Annotated in this window: 12 protein-coding genes and 1 pseudogene; 8 read left to right on the forward strand and 5 right to left on the reverse strand. The window is 65.8% G+C overall.

Features of this window, described 5'->3' with window-relative positions:
* Positions 1-46 precede the first annotated feature (46 nt).
* Both Q0743_RS32210 and Q0743_RS32215 read right to left on the reverse strand, forming a co-directional pair.
* Positions 47-703 carry a DsbA family protein gene (locus Q0743_RS32210; protein ID WP_298245441.1) on the reverse strand — a complete coding sequence of 219 codons (657 nt, stop codon included), beginning with the start codon at positions 701-703 and terminating at the stop codon, positions 47-49.
* A gap of 138 nt (positions 704-841) precedes the next feature.
* Positions 842-1,339: a DUF721 domain-containing protein gene (locus tag Q0743_RS32215; protein ID WP_298245442.1), complete on the reverse strand. Its 498-nt coding sequence runs from the start codon at positions 1,337-1,339 to the stop codon at positions 842-844.
* Between the two features lie 110 nt (positions 1,340-1,449).
* Here Q0743_RS32215 and mutY point away from each other — a divergent pair, with 110 nt between their 5' ends.
* Complete coding sequence (mutY, locus tag Q0743_RS32220; RefSeq protein WP_298245443.1) at positions 1,450-2,547, forward strand: A/G-specific adenine glycosylase; 1,098 nt, start codon at positions 1,450-1,452, stop codon at positions 2,545-2,547.
* Positions 2,548-2,553: 6 nt separating this feature from the next.
* On the opposite strand, the gene Q0743_RS32225 is transcribed toward mutY, so the two are convergent.
* Complete coding sequence (locus tag Q0743_RS32225) at positions 2,554-4,299, reverse strand: sensor domain-containing diguanylate cyclase (protein WP_298245444.1); 1,746 nt, start codon at positions 4,297-4,299, stop codon at positions 2,554-2,556.
* A gap of 235 nt (positions 4,300-4,534) precedes the next feature.
* Between Q0743_RS32225 and Q0743_RS32230 the strand changes: the two genes are divergently transcribed.
* Positions 4,535-4,954, forward strand: a complete 420-nt coding sequence (locus tag Q0743_RS32230) for a PaaI family thioesterase (protein WP_298245445.1) — start codon at positions 4,535-4,537, stop codon at positions 4,952-4,954.
* 212 nt (positions 4,955-5,166) lie between these two features.
* Here the strand turns inward: Q0743_RS32230 and Q0743_RS32235 are convergent, their stop codons facing one another.
* Positions 5,167-6,444 carry a flavin-dependent oxidoreductase gene (locus Q0743_RS32235; protein ID WP_298245446.1) on the reverse strand — a complete coding sequence of 426 codons (1,278 nt, stop codon included), beginning with the start codon at positions 6,442-6,444 and terminating at the stop codon, positions 5,167-5,169.
* A gap of 126 nt (positions 6,445-6,570) precedes the next feature.
* Here Q0743_RS32235 and Q0743_RS32240 point away from each other — a divergent pair, with 126 nt between their 5' ends.
* The gene (locus Q0743_RS32240; RefSeq protein WP_298245470.1) at positions 6,571-7,191 is read left to right on the forward strand and encodes a glutathione S-transferase family protein; all 621 of its coding nucleotides are present in this window, start codon (positions 6,571-6,573) and stop codon (positions 7,189-7,191) included.
* 194 nt (positions 7,192-7,385) lie between these two features.
* Here Q0743_RS32240 and Q0743_RS32245 read toward each other — a convergent pair.
* Positions 7,386-8,301, reverse strand: a pseudogene (locus Q0743_RS32245) (LysR family transcriptional regulator).
* A 91-nt stretch (positions 8,302-8,392) separates the two neighbouring features.
* Here Q0743_RS32245 and Q0743_RS32250 point away from each other — a divergent pair.
* From Q0743_RS32250 to Q0743_RS32270, 5 genes are all read left to right on the forward strand, one after another.
* Positions 8,393-8,836: a nuclear transport factor 2 family protein gene (locus Q0743_RS32250; RefSeq protein ID WP_298245447.1), complete on the forward strand. Its 444-nt coding sequence runs from the start codon at positions 8,393-8,395 to the stop codon at positions 8,834-8,836.
* A gap of 5 nt (positions 8,837-8,841) precedes the next feature.
* Entirely contained in the window at positions 8,842-9,054 is a 213-nt protein-coding gene (locus Q0743_RS32255) for a DUF1127 domain-containing protein (RefSeq protein WP_298245448.1), read from the forward strand.
* A gap of 118 nt (positions 9,055-9,172) precedes the next feature.
* Positions 9,173-9,757: a biliverdin-producing heme oxygenase gene (locus Q0743_RS32260; protein WP_298245449.1), complete on the forward strand. Its 585-nt coding sequence runs from the start codon at positions 9,173-9,175 to the stop codon at positions 9,755-9,757.
* On the forward strand, positions 9,754-12,306 hold the full coding sequence (locus Q0743_RS32265; protein WP_298245450.1) for an HWE histidine kinase domain-containing protein: 2,553 nt from the start codon (positions 9,754-9,756) through the stop codon (positions 12,304-12,306). The genes Q0743_RS32260 and Q0743_RS32265 overlap by 4 nt, the downstream gene beginning before the upstream one ends.
* 245 nt (positions 12,307-12,551) lie before the next feature.
* Positions 12,552-14,561: a methyl-accepting chemotaxis protein gene (locus Q0743_RS32270; protein ID WP_298245451.1), complete on the forward strand. Its 2,010-nt coding sequence runs from the start codon at positions 12,552-12,554 to the stop codon at positions 14,559-14,561.
* The last annotated feature ends 14 nt before the right edge of the window (positions 14,562-14,575 follow it).

Genomic DNA, 14,575 nt, shown 5'->3' on the forward strand with positions numbered 1-14,575 from the left:
GAAAGATACGGCTTTCGAGATGCGAATCAGGATCTTGACGAGCGAATCAGCTCTTCAGCAGCGGATTGATCTTCTTGGCGAACTCCTCGAACGAGGCCTCGCCCTTGATCTTCTCGCCGTTGATGAAGAAGGTCGGCGTCGAATCGACCTTCAGCACGTCGCTGGCGTATTTCTGGTCGGCGGCGATCTTGTCGAGCAGCGCCTGGTCCTTCAGGCAGGCTTCGACCTGCGCTTGCGTGAGGCCGGCCTGCTTGCCGATCCGCGTCAGGGTCTCGGTGGTGTTCTTCACCACCCAGTCGTTCTGCTGGCGGAACAGCATGTCGGTGACGGCGAAGTATTTCGGTGCGTCGTCCTTGGCGATGCAGCGCGACAGCATCGAGCCGGCGGCGGCTTTGATGTCGAGCGGGAACTCGCGGAAGATGTAACGCACCTTGCCGGCGTCGATGTATTCCTTCTTGATCTTCGGGAAGACCTGCTCGTTGAAAGCGGCGCAGTGCGGGCAGGTCATCGAGGCGTATTCGGTGATGGTGACGGCGGCGTCCTTGGGGCCGAGCGCCATGTCGGGCAGCGAGACCGGCTTGGCGACGTCGGCGGCCGATTGCGCGAAGGCCTCCGAGACGAACCGCAGCGGCGAGAGCCCGGCGAGCGCGGCAAGCCCGGTCAGCGACAGCATCGTGGTGAAGGCGCGGCGGGTGATGATCAAGGTCGGCTCCCGGATTGGTGTGGTCTCGCCCAAGGGCCTGTCGGGGTTCCCGCTCAGGCGGCCTGTCGCTAGCTTGAAACGTGGTTTGAGGCAATGGCGAGCGGCAGAAACGGGTCCAGATTGGCCGCGAAATAAGGCTCAATTTCGCTTGATGGCGGCCCCGAGCCGGGCCAGCGCCGTCTTCAGTTCTTCATCCTCGATCTTCCCCAGGGTCTCCGCCACCTGGGCGACGCTCTTGGGGTCCGGCGGGCCGGGTCGCCTCCGGGCGCGGGGCCGCGACAGCGGGGCCTGGCGGAAGGCGAGCTTGCCGACCGCGCTCCAGCCGAAGAAGCGGTTGACCCGCTCCAGGATCACGTCGGCCGAGTGCTGGATCTCCAGCGCCATCGGCCCCTCGACCCGCAGCACCAGGGTCGCCGGCTCCTGCGGCTGGCCCTCCACCGGCCGCGGCCACTGCATCTTCAGCGGCTCGGCATGGGCCGCGATCTCGGGCCCGGCAATCTGCGCCCACCGCGTCACCAGCTCACGCGCCGCAAAGCCCTGCTTGGCATAGGCCTCGGCAAAGACGTCGTCGAGCAGGATCCCGAGCGGCTTGGCGCTGATCGGGCCGGGTTTGAAGATGGGACCGGATTTGGACATGGGGGGCCTTATAGCATCTCGGGTGAGCCGCCACGAAGAAAGACGTGGATGTCCGCGGCGAGCGCGGGCATGGCGTGGAGAGATCGGCGTGAGGTCGCTAGAGTGGAGGCATGAGCCCCAGATCCGCCCGCAAGGCCAAGCCGGAACCAGTGCAGTCGGCAGGTTCGGCCCGTCCCACCTTGCTGCTCTCCTGGTACGACCGCCACCGCCGCCGCCTGCCATGGCGCGCGATGCCCGGCGAGGTGTCGGATCCCTACCGCGTCTGGCTGTCGGAGATCATGCTGCAGCAGACCACGGTGAAGGCGGTTGGACCCTATTTCGAAAAATTCGTCGCGCGCTGGCCCGATGTGACGGCGCTCGGCAACGCCTCGCAGGACGACGTGCTCAGGATGTGGGCCGGGCTCGGCTACTATTCGCGTGCGCGCAATCTCCATGCCTGCGCGGTTGCGGTGACGCGCGAGCATGGCGGCAGCTTTCCGGACACGGAGGAGGGGCTTCGCGCGCTGCCGGGGATCGGGCCGTACACGGCGGCGGCGATCGCGGCGATCGCGTTCGATCGCCACACCATGCCTGTCGACGGCAATATCGAGCGCGTGGTGTCGCGCCTGTTTGCGGTCGAGGAGGAACTGCCGCAAGCCAAGCCGCTGATCCAGCAACTGGCATCGACACTGCTTGCCAATTCACGCGCCGGCGACAGCGCGCAGGCACTGATGGATCTCGGCTCTTCGATCTGCACGCCGAAGAAGCCGGCCTGCTCGCTCTGTCCGTTCACCGAGGATTGCGCGGCGCGTGAGCAAGGCACGCAGGAGACGTTCCCGCGCAAGGCGCCGAAGAAGAGCGGAACGCTGCGACGTGGCGCCGCTTTCGTGGTGACGCGCGGCGACGAATTGCTGGTCCGCTCGCGGCCGGAAAAAGGTCTGCTCGGCGGCATGACCGAGGTACCAGGCTCGGACTGGCTCGCAGGGCAGGAGGATTCGGCCGCGGAGCAGCAAGCGCCGGAATTGAAGGGGCTGTCGCGCTGGCAGCGCAGGGTGGGCCTGGTCACCCACGTCTTCACGCATTTTCCGCTGGAGTTGGTGGTCTACACCGCGAAGGCGAAGGCGCGCGCGCGGGCGCCGGCCGGCATGCGCTGGGTCCCGCTCGCGACGCTGGCCGATGAAGCGCTGCCGAACGTCATGCGCAAGGTGATTGCGCACGCGCTCGACTAAACCCCGTCAGGCCGCGCGTGCGGCGCGCTGGTCCTCCGCCGGCATCAGGAAGGTGCGGTTGCGACCGGTCTTCTTGGCGACATAGAGGCCCTGGTCGGCGCGCTCGATCACGTCCTGCACGTCGCGGTCGCTCTCGTCGAACAGGGCGAGCCCGACCGACACGGTGAGGGGGATGACGACGTTGTCGTGGCTGACCCTTGCGCTCTCGATCGAGGTCCGGATGCGGTCGGCGAGCAGCACCGCCGTCTCCTGGTCGATCTCGCGCAGCAGCACCACGAACTCCTCGCCCCCGAAGCGGGCGGCCTTGTCGGTGGTCCGGATCGACTGGTTGACGATCTCGGCGACGTGCCTGATGGCGTCGTCGCCGGCGGCGTGGCCATGGGTGTCGTTGATCTTCTTGAAATGGTCGATGTCGATCATCAGCGTCGCCATGTTGCGCTTGTAGCGGCGGCAGAACGCCAGGGCGTCGTCGGCAACGGCGAGGAACGAGCGGCGTTTCATCAGGCCGGTCATGAAATCGGTGTCGGCGAGCTGGCGCAGCTTCAGCATGTCCTCCTGAAGCTGCATCGCGTTTTCGGTCGCGCGCAGCTCGGCTTCCTTGGTGCGCTCTTCGGCGAGGCCGATGCGGCGAAGCAGCGAGCGCAACGCGCGCGAGAGCTGGACGACCTCGGCGGAGCCGCTCTGCCGCGCCAGCATGGTCGGGCCATGGGCGCGCCCGATGCGATCGGCTTCCTGGGTGATGGCGATGATGGGACCCGCGATCCGGCGCGAAACCAGCCAGGCCAGCGACAGCGCGATCAGGGCGATGACCGCGCCGATCGCGAGGATCGTCTGCGCCGACGAGATCGCGGCCTTGAGCGCCACGCTTGCCGGCTGGCTCGCGGTGACGATCCAGTTCAATCCCTGATAGTCGCGGTAGCCGCGGCCGACATGGAACGCGGTCAGCATTCGCCGCCCGTCCGCCGTCTCCTGGAACGTGCCGTCGCGGGCCTTCAGGATGTCGGTGAGCTCATTGCCGGCATAGCGGATGGTTTCCTTCTGCGGCCCGACCAGCACCATGCCGCCCTTGCTGAGGATCGAGAGCTGCGTGTCGGTGTTGCCGTCATTGGCTTCGACGTCCTTGATCAGGCTGGAAGCCCAGGTCCAATCCAGATGCCCGCCGAGCACGCCGAGCAGATTGCCGGAGGCATCATGGACGGGAACGGCGATGTCGACGAAGCGATAGGGCTCGTTGTTGGCGCGCTGCATCAGCAACGAGGCCAGCAGGATCGCCTCATGCACGTCGCCGACGGCTATTTTTTCAAGGCCCTGCTTGAACCAGGGGCGCGCGGCCACCGACTTTCCTTGCAGCAGGCCGCCGGTCGAGGCGACGACGTTGCCGTCGAGATCAGCAAAGCCGATCCAGGCGAAATCGAAGGAATGCTGGAGCGCCTCGAGCGCGCTGCGCAACTCGTCGGGATTGCCCTGCCAGAGCCGCTGCATGGGCTGGAGCTCGGCGAACAATTTCATTTCCTGCTGCCGCGTCGCCATGAAGCGATCGAGCCGGCCGGAGGTGCTGGAGGCGATCCCCGCCAGGCTGCTCTCGATCAAGGCCGAGGTGTTTCTGTAGCTGATGAGCGCCGCGCCGGCGGCCAGTGTCCCGACCAGCACGATCGACATCGCGGCAACGGCCGCGGCGATCTGCGTCCGCACCGTCAGTCGATCTTCGATGGCGTGCAGGCGGTCAATTGCCCGTTGCAGGAAGGTCCGCATGGAAAAGCTCCGGTTTCGCCATCGCTTGTCTCATGAGGTAACTGCCAACCGCTTACCGGCGGATTTCCCAATTGGATCGTATTGAATCGGTCGTGAATCCGTTTGGTTGAAGCGAGCTGAATGCTTCGGGTTCCACGAGTTCCATTGCTGCGGCCGAGCCGGGCTGTCGCCTGTCGCTGCTGACAGGAGGCTGTCAGCAGGCCTGCGCTATGCCTCGAAGCAGTGGAGGTGCCGCATGGTCAAGACCGCGCTCGACGATTTTCCAAGACCGCCCTGCGCCGAGTTGCTCGGCTGGCGGCTGCTCGATGCCCGGCCCGAGGAGGGCTGGATCAGGCTCTCCTTCGAGGGCAAGCCTGAGTTCTGCAATCCGGCGGGCTTCATCCAGGGCGGCATGCTCTCGGCCATGCTCGATGACACCATGGGTCCGGCCGTGCTGGTGATGAGCGGAGGCCGGCTCTACACCACCACAATCAGCATGACCGTGAATTTCCTCAGCCCCGCAAAACCCGGGCCGATCATTGGCGAAGCCAGGGTGACCCAGCTCGGCAAGACCATCGCCTTCGTCGAGGCCAGGCTGATGTCGGAGGACGGGACTGTGCTGGCGACGGCGAGCGCGAGCGAGCGGCTGCTGGAGGCGGCGCGGGTGGTGAAGTGATGAGCTAGCCACGCGCGCCACTTCCCTTCTCCCCTTGCGGGAGAAGGTGGCGCGAAGCGCCGGATAAGGGGTATCTCTCCGCGAGTTCAAATCGCGAGAGACGAACTCGCCGAGACAACCCTCACCCGAGTGAGCTCGCATCTACCTGCGTCGCTGCCCTCTCCCGCAAGGGGCGAGGGCACATTCATGCGCATCTCGCGTGGTGCGAGAGTTCAGCTACTCGCCCGCGCGTTCCTGCTCACGATCGGCGGTTTGGCATTCAGCGCCTCGACCTGGAAGCCGGCGACGCGCTTGTAGTTGGCGGCGATGTCTTCCAACTCCTTTTGCGACAGCACGTCGGTGACTACCTTGTATCCGTCGGGCGCGCGCTCCTCGACCAGTTGCATCACCTGCTCGGGGCCGTTCTTGCGGTTAAGCAGGACGAGGTCGGTGGTCGCGGGCCGCCGTTCGGCCTCATAGGCGAGCAGCGCTGCGGTCGTCGGGCCGTGCGCCAGGATCTCGCGGGTGATGGTGCGGGCATCGAGGATCGCCTGCGAGGCGCCGTTGGAGCCGATCGGGTACATCGGATGCGCGGCATCGCCCATCAGCGTGACCTTGCCGAAGGTCCATTGCGAGACCGGATCGCGGTCCACCAGCGGATATTCGTAGGCATGCGGGCAGTTTCGGATCAGGCCGGGTACGTCAAGCCAGTCGAACTGCCAGCTCTCGAACCAGGGCAGGAACTCCTCCAGCCGCGCCGTGCGGTTATAGTCCTCGCGCCGCCACTGGTAGGTCGGCGGCATATGGCGTTCGGCGACCCAGTTGATCAGATGGTTGCCGTTTGCGTCCGGCTCCTTGCTGATGGGATAGCAGACGAATTTCAGGATCTCGTGGCCGGCCATGATCATGGTGCGGCCGGTGAGGAAGGCCTTCGCCGGCGTGACGCCGCGCCAGAGGATGCGGCCGTTCCAGATCGGTGGCCCCTCGTTCGGATAGAGCTTTTCTCGCGCGGCGGAATGGATGCCGTCGGCGGCGATCAGGATCGCGCCTTCGTAAGTCCCGGCCGCCTTGCCGGTCGCCCGGTCGATGAAGTCGGCGCGCACGCCGTTCGCGGTTTCGGTCCAGCCGGTCAGATGATGGCTGGTGAGGATGTTGTCGCGGCCGAGCCGCTCGACCGCTGTGTCGAGCAGGAGCTGCTGCAGCGTGCCGCGGTGGATCGAGAATTGCGGCCATTTGTAGCCGGCCTCGAGCCCGCGCGGCTCGCTCCAGATCGGCTTGCCGTGCTTGGAGAAATAGGCGAGCTCGCGCGTCCGCACGCCGCTGGCGTCCAGTCTGTCCAGCAGCCCGAGCTCGATCAGCTCGCGCACTGCATGCGGCAGCACGTTGATGCCGACGCCGAGCGGCTTCAGTTCGGCGACGCTCTCGAACACTTTTACGGGAACGCCGATTTCGTGCAGGCTGAGCGCAAGCGTCAACCCGCCGATGCCCCCACCGGCGATGAGTACCGTCATGACCAATCCCCCTCCGATTGACGGCGTCTTCGCACAGCCTGATGGCGGTGGGCAACTGCGAAGAGGTCCCTATGGACGGCGCCGCTGAGGGCCGTTAACCTCGGGTTTTCCCCCATGAGGTCCGACATGCTCAAGCTCTACTACGCCACCGGCACCTGCGCGCTCGCCACCTACATCACCCTGGAGGAGGCCGGCGCCGACTACACGGCCGAACGGCTGAGCTTCAAGGACAACCAGCAGAACAGCCCGGACTATCTCAAGATCAACCCGAAGGGCCGCGTGCCGGCGCTCGTGACCGATCGCGGCATCCTGACCGAGACGCCGGCGATGCTGGCCTACGTCGCCCAGACGTTCGCCAAGGCGAAGCTGGCGCCGCTCGACGATCCCTTCGATTTCGCCCAGGTGCAGTCGTTCAACTCGTATCTGTGCTCGACCGTGCACATCAATCATGCCCACAAGATGCGCGGCGCGCGCTGGGCGACGCAGGAGAGCTCGTTCGCCGACATGAAGGCGAAGGTCCCCCAGACCATGGCCGCCTGTTTCGCGCTGATGGAGCAGAAGATGTTCAGGGGGCCGTGGGTGATGGGCGAGCAGTACACGATCTGCGATCCCTATCTCTTTACGCTTTCGACCTGGCTCGAAGGCGACAGCGTCGACATCAACGCGACGCCGAAGATCGCCGATCATTTCAAGCGCATGTCGGACCGTCCTGCCGTGGCCAAGGTGATGGCCGCGCAGAAGGCGTGACAAATACGCGGTGTCGTCCCGGGCAAGCGCGAGCGCAGACCCGGGACCCATACCGCGGAATCCATCGATTGCGATCGGTAGCGATCCCGAACGACCAGTCTTCGCCGAACCGCATCCTGTGATTATGGGTCCCGGATCGGCGCTCCGCTTTGCTGCGCTTGTCCGGGACGACATCGAGTTTGTTGAAACTCCACCTACCCAGTCCTTCGTTTCTCCAGCTCCCGCCCCGTTTCCAGCATCACCCGCCGCAGCCAGATCGAGCCGGGGTCCATCTGTGCCCGCGTCGGGTGGAACATGAACTGCTCGTCGATCCCCGGGTCGAGCGGCGGCGTCACCGTGACGAGGCCGAGCTGCTTCGACAGCGCCGCGATCAGCCGGCGCGGCACGAAGGCGACGAGGTCGGTGCGAGCGGTGACGTGCAGCGCTTCGAGATAGCCTGACACGACCAGCGAGATGTGCCGCTCGATGCCCTTGGCGCGCAGCCAGGTGTCGATCAGATCCTCATTGCTGCCGCGGATGATCACGCCGACATGGCGCGCCGCCAGGAAGGTCTCGCGCCGCTTCAGCTTCGCGGCCAGGGGGTGGCCGCGTCGGACGGCGAGGGCATCGCTGTCGGTGTAGAGCAACTGGCGGTGAAAGCCCTTGAAGGCGTTGCCGATCGAGATCACGAGGTCGATCGTGCGGGCGAACTCGGCGTGGAAGATCGCCGATCCCCGCCACGGCACCACGTCGATGCGCACGTTGGGGGCGGCGCGTCACCTTCTCCATCAGCGGCGGCATCAACAGTTCGACGGCGAGATCGGGCATCATCAGGCGGAATTGCCGCTCGCTGCGTGCCGCGTCGAAGTCGTCGGGCACGAACAGTCCGCGCACCTGGTCGAGCGCCTGCGCCAGCGGCGCGCGCAGGGCCTGGGCCCGCGGCGTCAGCTCCATGCGGGCGCCGGTGCGTACCAGCAGCGGATCGCCGAAGATGTCGCGCAGGCGCTGCAGCGCGTGGCTGGTCGCGGGCTGTGACAGGCCGATGCGCATGGCCGCGCGGCTGACATTGGCCTCGCGCAACAGCGCATCGAGCGCGGTCAACAAGTTGAGGTCGAGGGAAGTCAAATTCATAGGACGAATAGATATCATATTCTCTATCGATTTGAAGAATTTCGATGCCGCGGCGATCATCGGGGCGTTCCCACAACACGGAGATGCCGCCATGAGCGCTGCCGCCAACAAGAAACTGCTGCAGGACATTTTCGCCGCCGCCGCCAATCCCGATCCGGCCGCACGCGATCGCGCCCTGTTCACCACAAGCCTTGCCGAAGATGCCAAATGGATCGTGACGGGTCAGTATTCCTGGTCGCGCACCTTTTCGGGCAAGGCGGCGATCCTCAACGATCTCCACGGCTATGTGCGCAGCCGCCTGCGCGACCGCACGCGCACGGTCGCGCACCGCTTCATCGCCGACGGCGATGTGGTCGTCGTGGAAGCCAAGGGCGACAACGTCACGCCTGAGGGCGTGCGTTACGACAACGACTATTGCCTGGTGTTTCGTCTGGAGGACGGAAGGATCAAGGAAATCCGGGAATATTGCGACTCGATCCTGACGGAGAAAGCGCTCGGACCTTTTCCGCAGGCGCAGGTGAGGGCTGCGAGCTGAGGGGCGTGAGCGCCGTCACCGCCGGCCGATGTCATCAGGCCGAGCCGGTGAGGCTCGTGCGGGCCTGGCAGGCCCTGATCGAGATGGTCCGTGTCAGGCGCGAACGGTCCCGGGCCCGGGATCAACTCGCCACCATGACCGAACGGGAGCTTCTGGATTGCGGGATGACCAGGGCGGAGATCATGTACGAGCTCCGCAAGCCCCGCCGACGGAAATAGGAGGCCGACGATCGCGTCCCGGATTTTCCAGGGCCGGCGGAACCTTTTCGGTTCCGCCGGCGTTTCCCTCGCTTCCGGGGCAATTGCGCCCTCGACATCGCGCGCGCTTGGGAATTTCATGCTGGCTGGGGTTTCGGACGTTTCGACACAGGTTGGCTGCAGCTTTCCCGGACTCCGTGAACGATTGAGAGATGCGACCTCGGCCGTGCATCGAGAGCTCGATGCGCAACTATCCTCATTCGATCTCACCGTCGTGGCGGGCTATCGTCGCTTTCTCGAAGCCAGCGCCGGCGCGCTTCTTCCGCTCGAAGCCGCGCTTGTCGAAGCGGGTGTCGCCGGCATGTTTCCGGACTGGCCGGAGCGGTCGCGCAGTGCCGCGATCGCGGCTGATCTCGGACGGCTCGGCAGCGCCGCGCAATCCACCGTGTCGGTACCGCCGCTGACGCCCGGCGGAATGCTCGGTACGATGTATGTGCTGGAGGGCTCCCGGCTCGGGGCCAAGTTCCTGCTGAAGGAGGTCGCGGAGGCCAGCGATCCGCGCATGACGGAGGCCACCAGCTATCTTCGCCACGGGGCAGGCAAGCGGCTCTGGCAGAGCTTCCTGTCCAAGCTGGAAAGCGAAGAGGTCTGCGACGAGGTCGAGGTGATCGCGGCGGCGCGGGCCGCTTTCGCCGCGTTCGAGCGTGCGGCGGACCGCGCATGAACGAGGCGGTCAATCTCACCAATTGCGATCGTGAGCCGATCCACGTTCCCGGCAGCGTGCAGCCGTTCGGTTTCCTGCTCACGGTGCTTTCCGATTTCACGATCTGCATGGCGTCCGAGAATGCCGGCAGCTTTCTCGGGACCGAGATCGCCGATCTGCTCCAGCAGCCCCTGTCGCGGGTGTTCTCGGAGGCCGCGGTCGAGGCCATCCGCGGCCGCGTCGATCATCTGAGCGGCCCGGATGCGACGGAGCGCATGTTCGGCGTCGTGCTGCAGGACGGCAAGCCGGTCTACGATCTCTCGATCCATTTCTCCGGCGTCTATCTCGTGATCGAGGCGGAGCCCAGCGTCAACGAGCCCGGCGTCAATTCCGGTGAGCTCGTTCGCCTGATGCTGGAGCGCGTCCGCAAGACGCGGGGCATGAGCGAGCTTGCCCGCGAGGCAGCGCGCCAGCTCAAGGTGCTGACCGGCTTCGACCGGGTCATGGTCTATCAGTTTCATCCGGACGGGTCCGGGGAGGTCATCGCCGAGACTGCGGAAGCCGGGCTCGAATCCTTCCTCGGCCTGCATTATCCGGCCTCCGACATTCCCCGGCAGGCCCGCATCCTCTATCAGCGCAACTGGCTGCGCATCATCGCCGACATCGACGCCAGGCCGGCTGCGCTGGTGTCCATCCCGACGCACAATGCCGGGCTGCTCGACCTCTCGATGAGCGTGCTGCGCTCGGTCTCGCCGATCCACATCGAATATCTGCGCAACATGGGCGTCGGCGCGTCGATGTCGGTGTCGATCTTGCGCGACGGCAAGCTCTGGGGCCTGTTCGCCTGCCATCATTATTCGTCGCGTTACATCTCGTTCGAGAAGCGCACCGCGGCCGAGCTATTCGGGCAGATGTTTTCCTGGATCGTCGAGGGCCGCGAGCGCGAGGGCGACGTCAGCTATGAGGCCCGCGCCCATCAGGTCCAGGAGCGCTTGATCGAGACCGCGGCCTCGCACGAGCACAGCCGCCGCGCCATTGTCGACTTCCTCGGGGACTACCGTAACATGATCGACTGCGACGGCGTCGCGGTGTGGTCCGACAACAAGATCGCGCTCCAGGGCGAGACGCCGACCGAGGACGAGGTGAAGGATCTCGTCGCCTTCATCAACCGGGCCTCCCCGGGACGGATCTTCGCCAGCGCCGAGATCGCCAAGGTCTATGCCGCCGGCCAGGCGTTCCGCGACCGCGCGGCGGGCTTTCTCGCCATTCCGATCTCACGGACGCCGCGCGACTGCCTGATCTTCTTCCGGCGCGAGGTCACGCGCTCGGTGAACTGGGCCGGCGCTCCCGACAAGGTCTACGACGAGGGCCCGAACGGGCCGCGGCTGACGCCGCGCAAGAGTTTCGAGCTCTGGCAGGAGACGGTGGCAGGACAGTCGAAGCCGTGGTCGGCGGCCGACATCCGCATCGCCGAGAGCTTGCGCGTCACGCTGCTGGAAGTGATCCTGCAATTGTCGGACCTTGCCGCCCGCGAGCGCCGTGGTGCGCAGGAGCGGCAGGAGCTGATGATCGCCGAGCTCAATCACCGTGTCCGCAACATCCTGAGCCTGGTCCGGGCGCTGGTGGCGCAAAGCAAGGACACGGCGACGAGCGTGGACGAGTTTGCCGGCGTTCTCGGCGGTCGCATCCAGGCCCTGGCCCGCGCCCACGACCAGATCACCAATCTGAACTGGGCGCCGGTGGCGCTGCGGACCCTCGTCGAATCGGAGGCCGGCGCCTATCTCGGGGCGCGCGCCGGCCGGGTGAAGATGGGCGGGCCGGACGTCGCGCTCGATCCCAAGGCGTTTGCCACGCTGGCCCTCGTCGTCCACGAGATGATGACCAATTCCGCCAAATACGGCGCGCTCGCCGATTCCACGGGAAGCGTCGAGGTGGTCTGGCGCCTCGACCCTTCGTCGAGCCTCGTGATCGAATGGAAGGAAACCGGCGGACCGCCGGTGCAGCCACCCTCGCGGCGTGGCTTCGGCACCACCATCATCGAGCGCTCGGTGCCGTTCGATCTCAAGGGCGATGCCGAGATCCGCTTCGATCTTCTGGGCGTGCAGGCGAAGTTCGTCATTCCCCCCAATTTCGTCGAACTGGTCCCGTCAATAGCAGGAGCCGCCATGCGTATCGAGGAGCAGCAGTCCAGCCGTCCCCGGATCTCCGAGACTGCGCTGATCGTCGAGGACAATTTGATCATCGCGATGGCGGCGGAGGTCATCCTGCTCGATCTCGGGGCCCGCCACGTCGACACCGCCGCAACCGTCGACCAGGCGCTGCGCTCGATCGAGCGCACGCGGCCGAGCTTTGCCCTGCTCGATCTCAACCTCGGCACCGAGAGCAGCATCAAGGTGGCGCAGAAGCTGAAGGAGATCGGCGTGCCCTTCATCTTCGCAACCGGCTATGGCGAACGCGCGCCGATCCCGGAGCAACTGGCATCGGCTCCGGTCGTCCAGAAGCCGTATACGCTCGAAGTGGTCGAGAACGCGCTCGGCAAATTGCAGCAGGCCAGCGCCGAGCCGACATGAGCTGTGCACGCGCCTCGCGAATTCCCGCACGACTTTGCATGGCTGCCGATAAAATCAGCAGACCTTAGGTGCGCCGATGCGCGCACGCGCGAAGAATTTGAAGGTTCAATTAACGAGTGTCCCCCATTGTGTCGCGGTGCAGCGTGGGTCGCAAGGACGCGACGCGCGGCTGCCGGGGTGGCCGGTGACGATCGCCGGAATCGTTCGGCCGCTCGAAGTGGAATGCATCTGGGTGGACAGTGGGAATGCCGAAGTTTCGTTTGCGGATCAGGGGACGCCTGTACGCAGGCTTCATGGCCTTGGTGGCGGTTGGTCTCGTGATGGCGGTGGTCGCCGTCTGGAATTTGCGCTCGGTGCAGGATCAGGTCGCAAGACAATCCGCGCTTTCGGACAGCACGGCACGGGTGTTGGAGATATCCACCCATCTGCAGGCGATCCAGCGCGCCAATCTGCGCTACGTCTACGATGCCAATGAGCCGGCGATGAAGGAGGCGCAGGAGCGGGAAACCGCGGCGACCGAACTGCTGCGGGTCGGCGCGAAGGGGACGCTCTCGGAAGAGCGCCGCGCGCTCTACAACGGCCTGATCGACGAAATCGGCAAGATGCGACGGCTGCGTGACAATCTCGGAGACGCCGTCAACGAGGCAAGGACGGGCAAGGCGACGTTGCTGCCGAGCGGCGAGGACCTGGCCGTCAAGATGGCCAAGCTCGTCGATGTGGCGCGTGCGGCCGTCGACGAGGATACCGCGGCCATCGTCGCCGACCTCGAATCCAGGCTGCTCCAGGTCCAGATCGCAAGCTGGCGCTTCCTGGCCCTGCGCGACACCAAGGGGCCCGCGACGTTCAGGACCAATGTGGACAGGGCGATGCAGCGGCTTTCCGCGCTCGAAAAGAATCCGCAGGCGAGCGAGCTGCGCAACACACTTGGCCCGGTGAAGACCGCGCTCGGGATCTACAAATCCGCATTCGAGACGACTTCCGCCGCGATGCTCCAGGCCGACGAGATCTACCACAAGAACCTGGCGCCGCTCATCGTCGAGAGCATCGGCAAGCTCAAGGTCGCCGAAACGACTCTGAAGAAGGATTACAAGGAATCGCGCACTGCGGCCGAGGCCGTGATCGAGGGAACGACCTCGGTGCAGATCATCGCGGGCGTCCTTGCCGTCCTGTTCGGCGGTATCGTCGCCTTCCTGATTGCCCGCAGCATCGTTGGCCCCCTGGCTTCGATGACGCGTGCGATGGGGTTGCTCGCCGGCGGCAATCTCGCGGTCGAAATCCCCGGCCGCGGCAAGGCCGACGAGATCGGCGACATGGCCAAGGCGATCCAGGTCTTCAAGGACAACATGGTCGAGACCGAGCGGATGCGCGGCGAACAGTCCGAGCTCGAGGCGCGGCAGGCCGAAAGCCGCAAGAAGGACATGGTCAGGCTGGCCGACCAGTTCGAGCAGGCGGTGGGCGAGATCGTGAATACGGTGTCGTCGGCATCGAATGAGCTCGAAGCCTCCGCCGGCACGCTGACCACGACCGCCTCGCGGGCGCAGGATTTGTCGACGGAGGTTGCCAGCGCCTCGCAGGAGGCCTCGGCCAATGTCCAGGCGGTGGCCTCGGCGACCGAGGAACTCTCCTCCTCGGTGTCCGAGATCGCGCGGCAGGTGCAGGAATCCGCGCGCATCGCCGGCGAGGCCGTCGGTCAGGCGAGCCGGACCAACGCGCGCGTCGGGGAGCTCTCCAAGGCCGCGGCACGGATCGGCGACGTGGTCGAGCTGATCAGCACGATCGCCGGCCAGACCAATCTGCTGGCACTGAACGCCACCATCGAGGCGGCGCGCGCGGGCGATGCCGGCCGCGGCTTTGCCGTGGTCGCCTCCGAGGTAAAGGCGCTCGCCGAGCAGACCGCCAAGGCCACCGGCGAAATCGGCCAGCAGATCTCCAACATCCAGGCCGCCACCGAGCAATCCGTCGGCGCCATCCGGGAAATCAGCGGCACCATCGAGCGGCTGTCGGAGATCTCCTCGACGGTCGCGGCCGCCGTGGAGCAGCAGGGCGCGGCGACGCAGGAGATTTCGCGCAACGTCCAGCAGGCCGCGCATGGCACGGAGCGGGTGTCGTCCAATATCGGCGACGTGCAGCGCGGCGCTTCCGACACCGGATCGGCGTCATCGCAGGTGCTGTCCGCGGCGCGCTCGCTGTCGGCGGACAGCAACCGCCTGAAGCAGGAAGTCGCAAAATTCCTGAGCTCGGTCCACGCCGCCTGAGGACTGAAAAGCAA

This window comes from uncultured Bradyrhizobium sp., assembly GCF_936943645.1.
Classification (GTDB): Bacteria; Pseudomonadota; Alphaproteobacteria; order Rhizobiales; family Xanthobacteraceae; genus Bradyrhizobium.

Excerpts from the sequence above, each read along its gene's own strand:
- Q0743_RS32215 (WP_298245442.1), bottom strand. The coding sequence starts at position 1,339 with ATGTCCAAATCCGGTCCCATCTTCAAACCCGGCCCGATCAGCGCCAAG.
- mutY (WP_298245443.1), top strand. The coding sequence starts at position 1,450 with ATGAGCCCCAGATCCGCCCGCAAGGCCAAGCCGGAACCAGTGCAGTCG.
- Q0743_RS32225 (WP_298245444.1), bottom strand. The coding sequence starts at position 4,299 with ATGCGGACCTTCCTGCAACGGGCAATTGACCGCCTGCACGCCATCGAA.
- Q0743_RS32230 (WP_298245445.1), top strand. The coding sequence starts at position 4,535 with ATGGTCAAGACCGCGCTCGACGATTTTCCAAGACCGCCCTGCGCCGAG.
- Q0743_RS32235 (WP_298245446.1), bottom strand. The coding sequence starts at position 6,444 with ATGACGGTACTCATCGCCGGTGGGGGCATCGGCGGGTTGACGCTTGCG.
- Q0743_RS32240 (WP_298245470.1), top strand. The coding sequence starts at position 6,571 with ATGCTCAAGCTCTACTACGCCACCGGCACCTGCGCGCTCGCCACCTAC.
- Q0743_RS32250 (WP_298245447.1), top strand. The coding sequence starts at position 8,393 with ATGAGCGCTGCCGCCAACAAGAAACTGCTGCAGGACATTTTCGCCGCC.
- Q0743_RS32260 (WP_298245449.1), top strand. The coding sequence starts at position 9,173 with ATGCTGGCTGGGGTTTCGGACGTTTCGACACAGGTTGGCTGCAGCTTT.
- Q0743_RS32265 (WP_298245450.1), top strand. The coding sequence starts at position 9,754 with ATGAACGAGGCGGTCAATCTCACCAATTGCGATCGTGAGCCGATCCAC.
- Q0743_RS32270 (WP_298245451.1), top strand. The coding sequence starts at position 12,552 with ATGCCGAAGTTTCGTTTGCGGATCAGGGGACGCCTGTACGCAGGCTTC.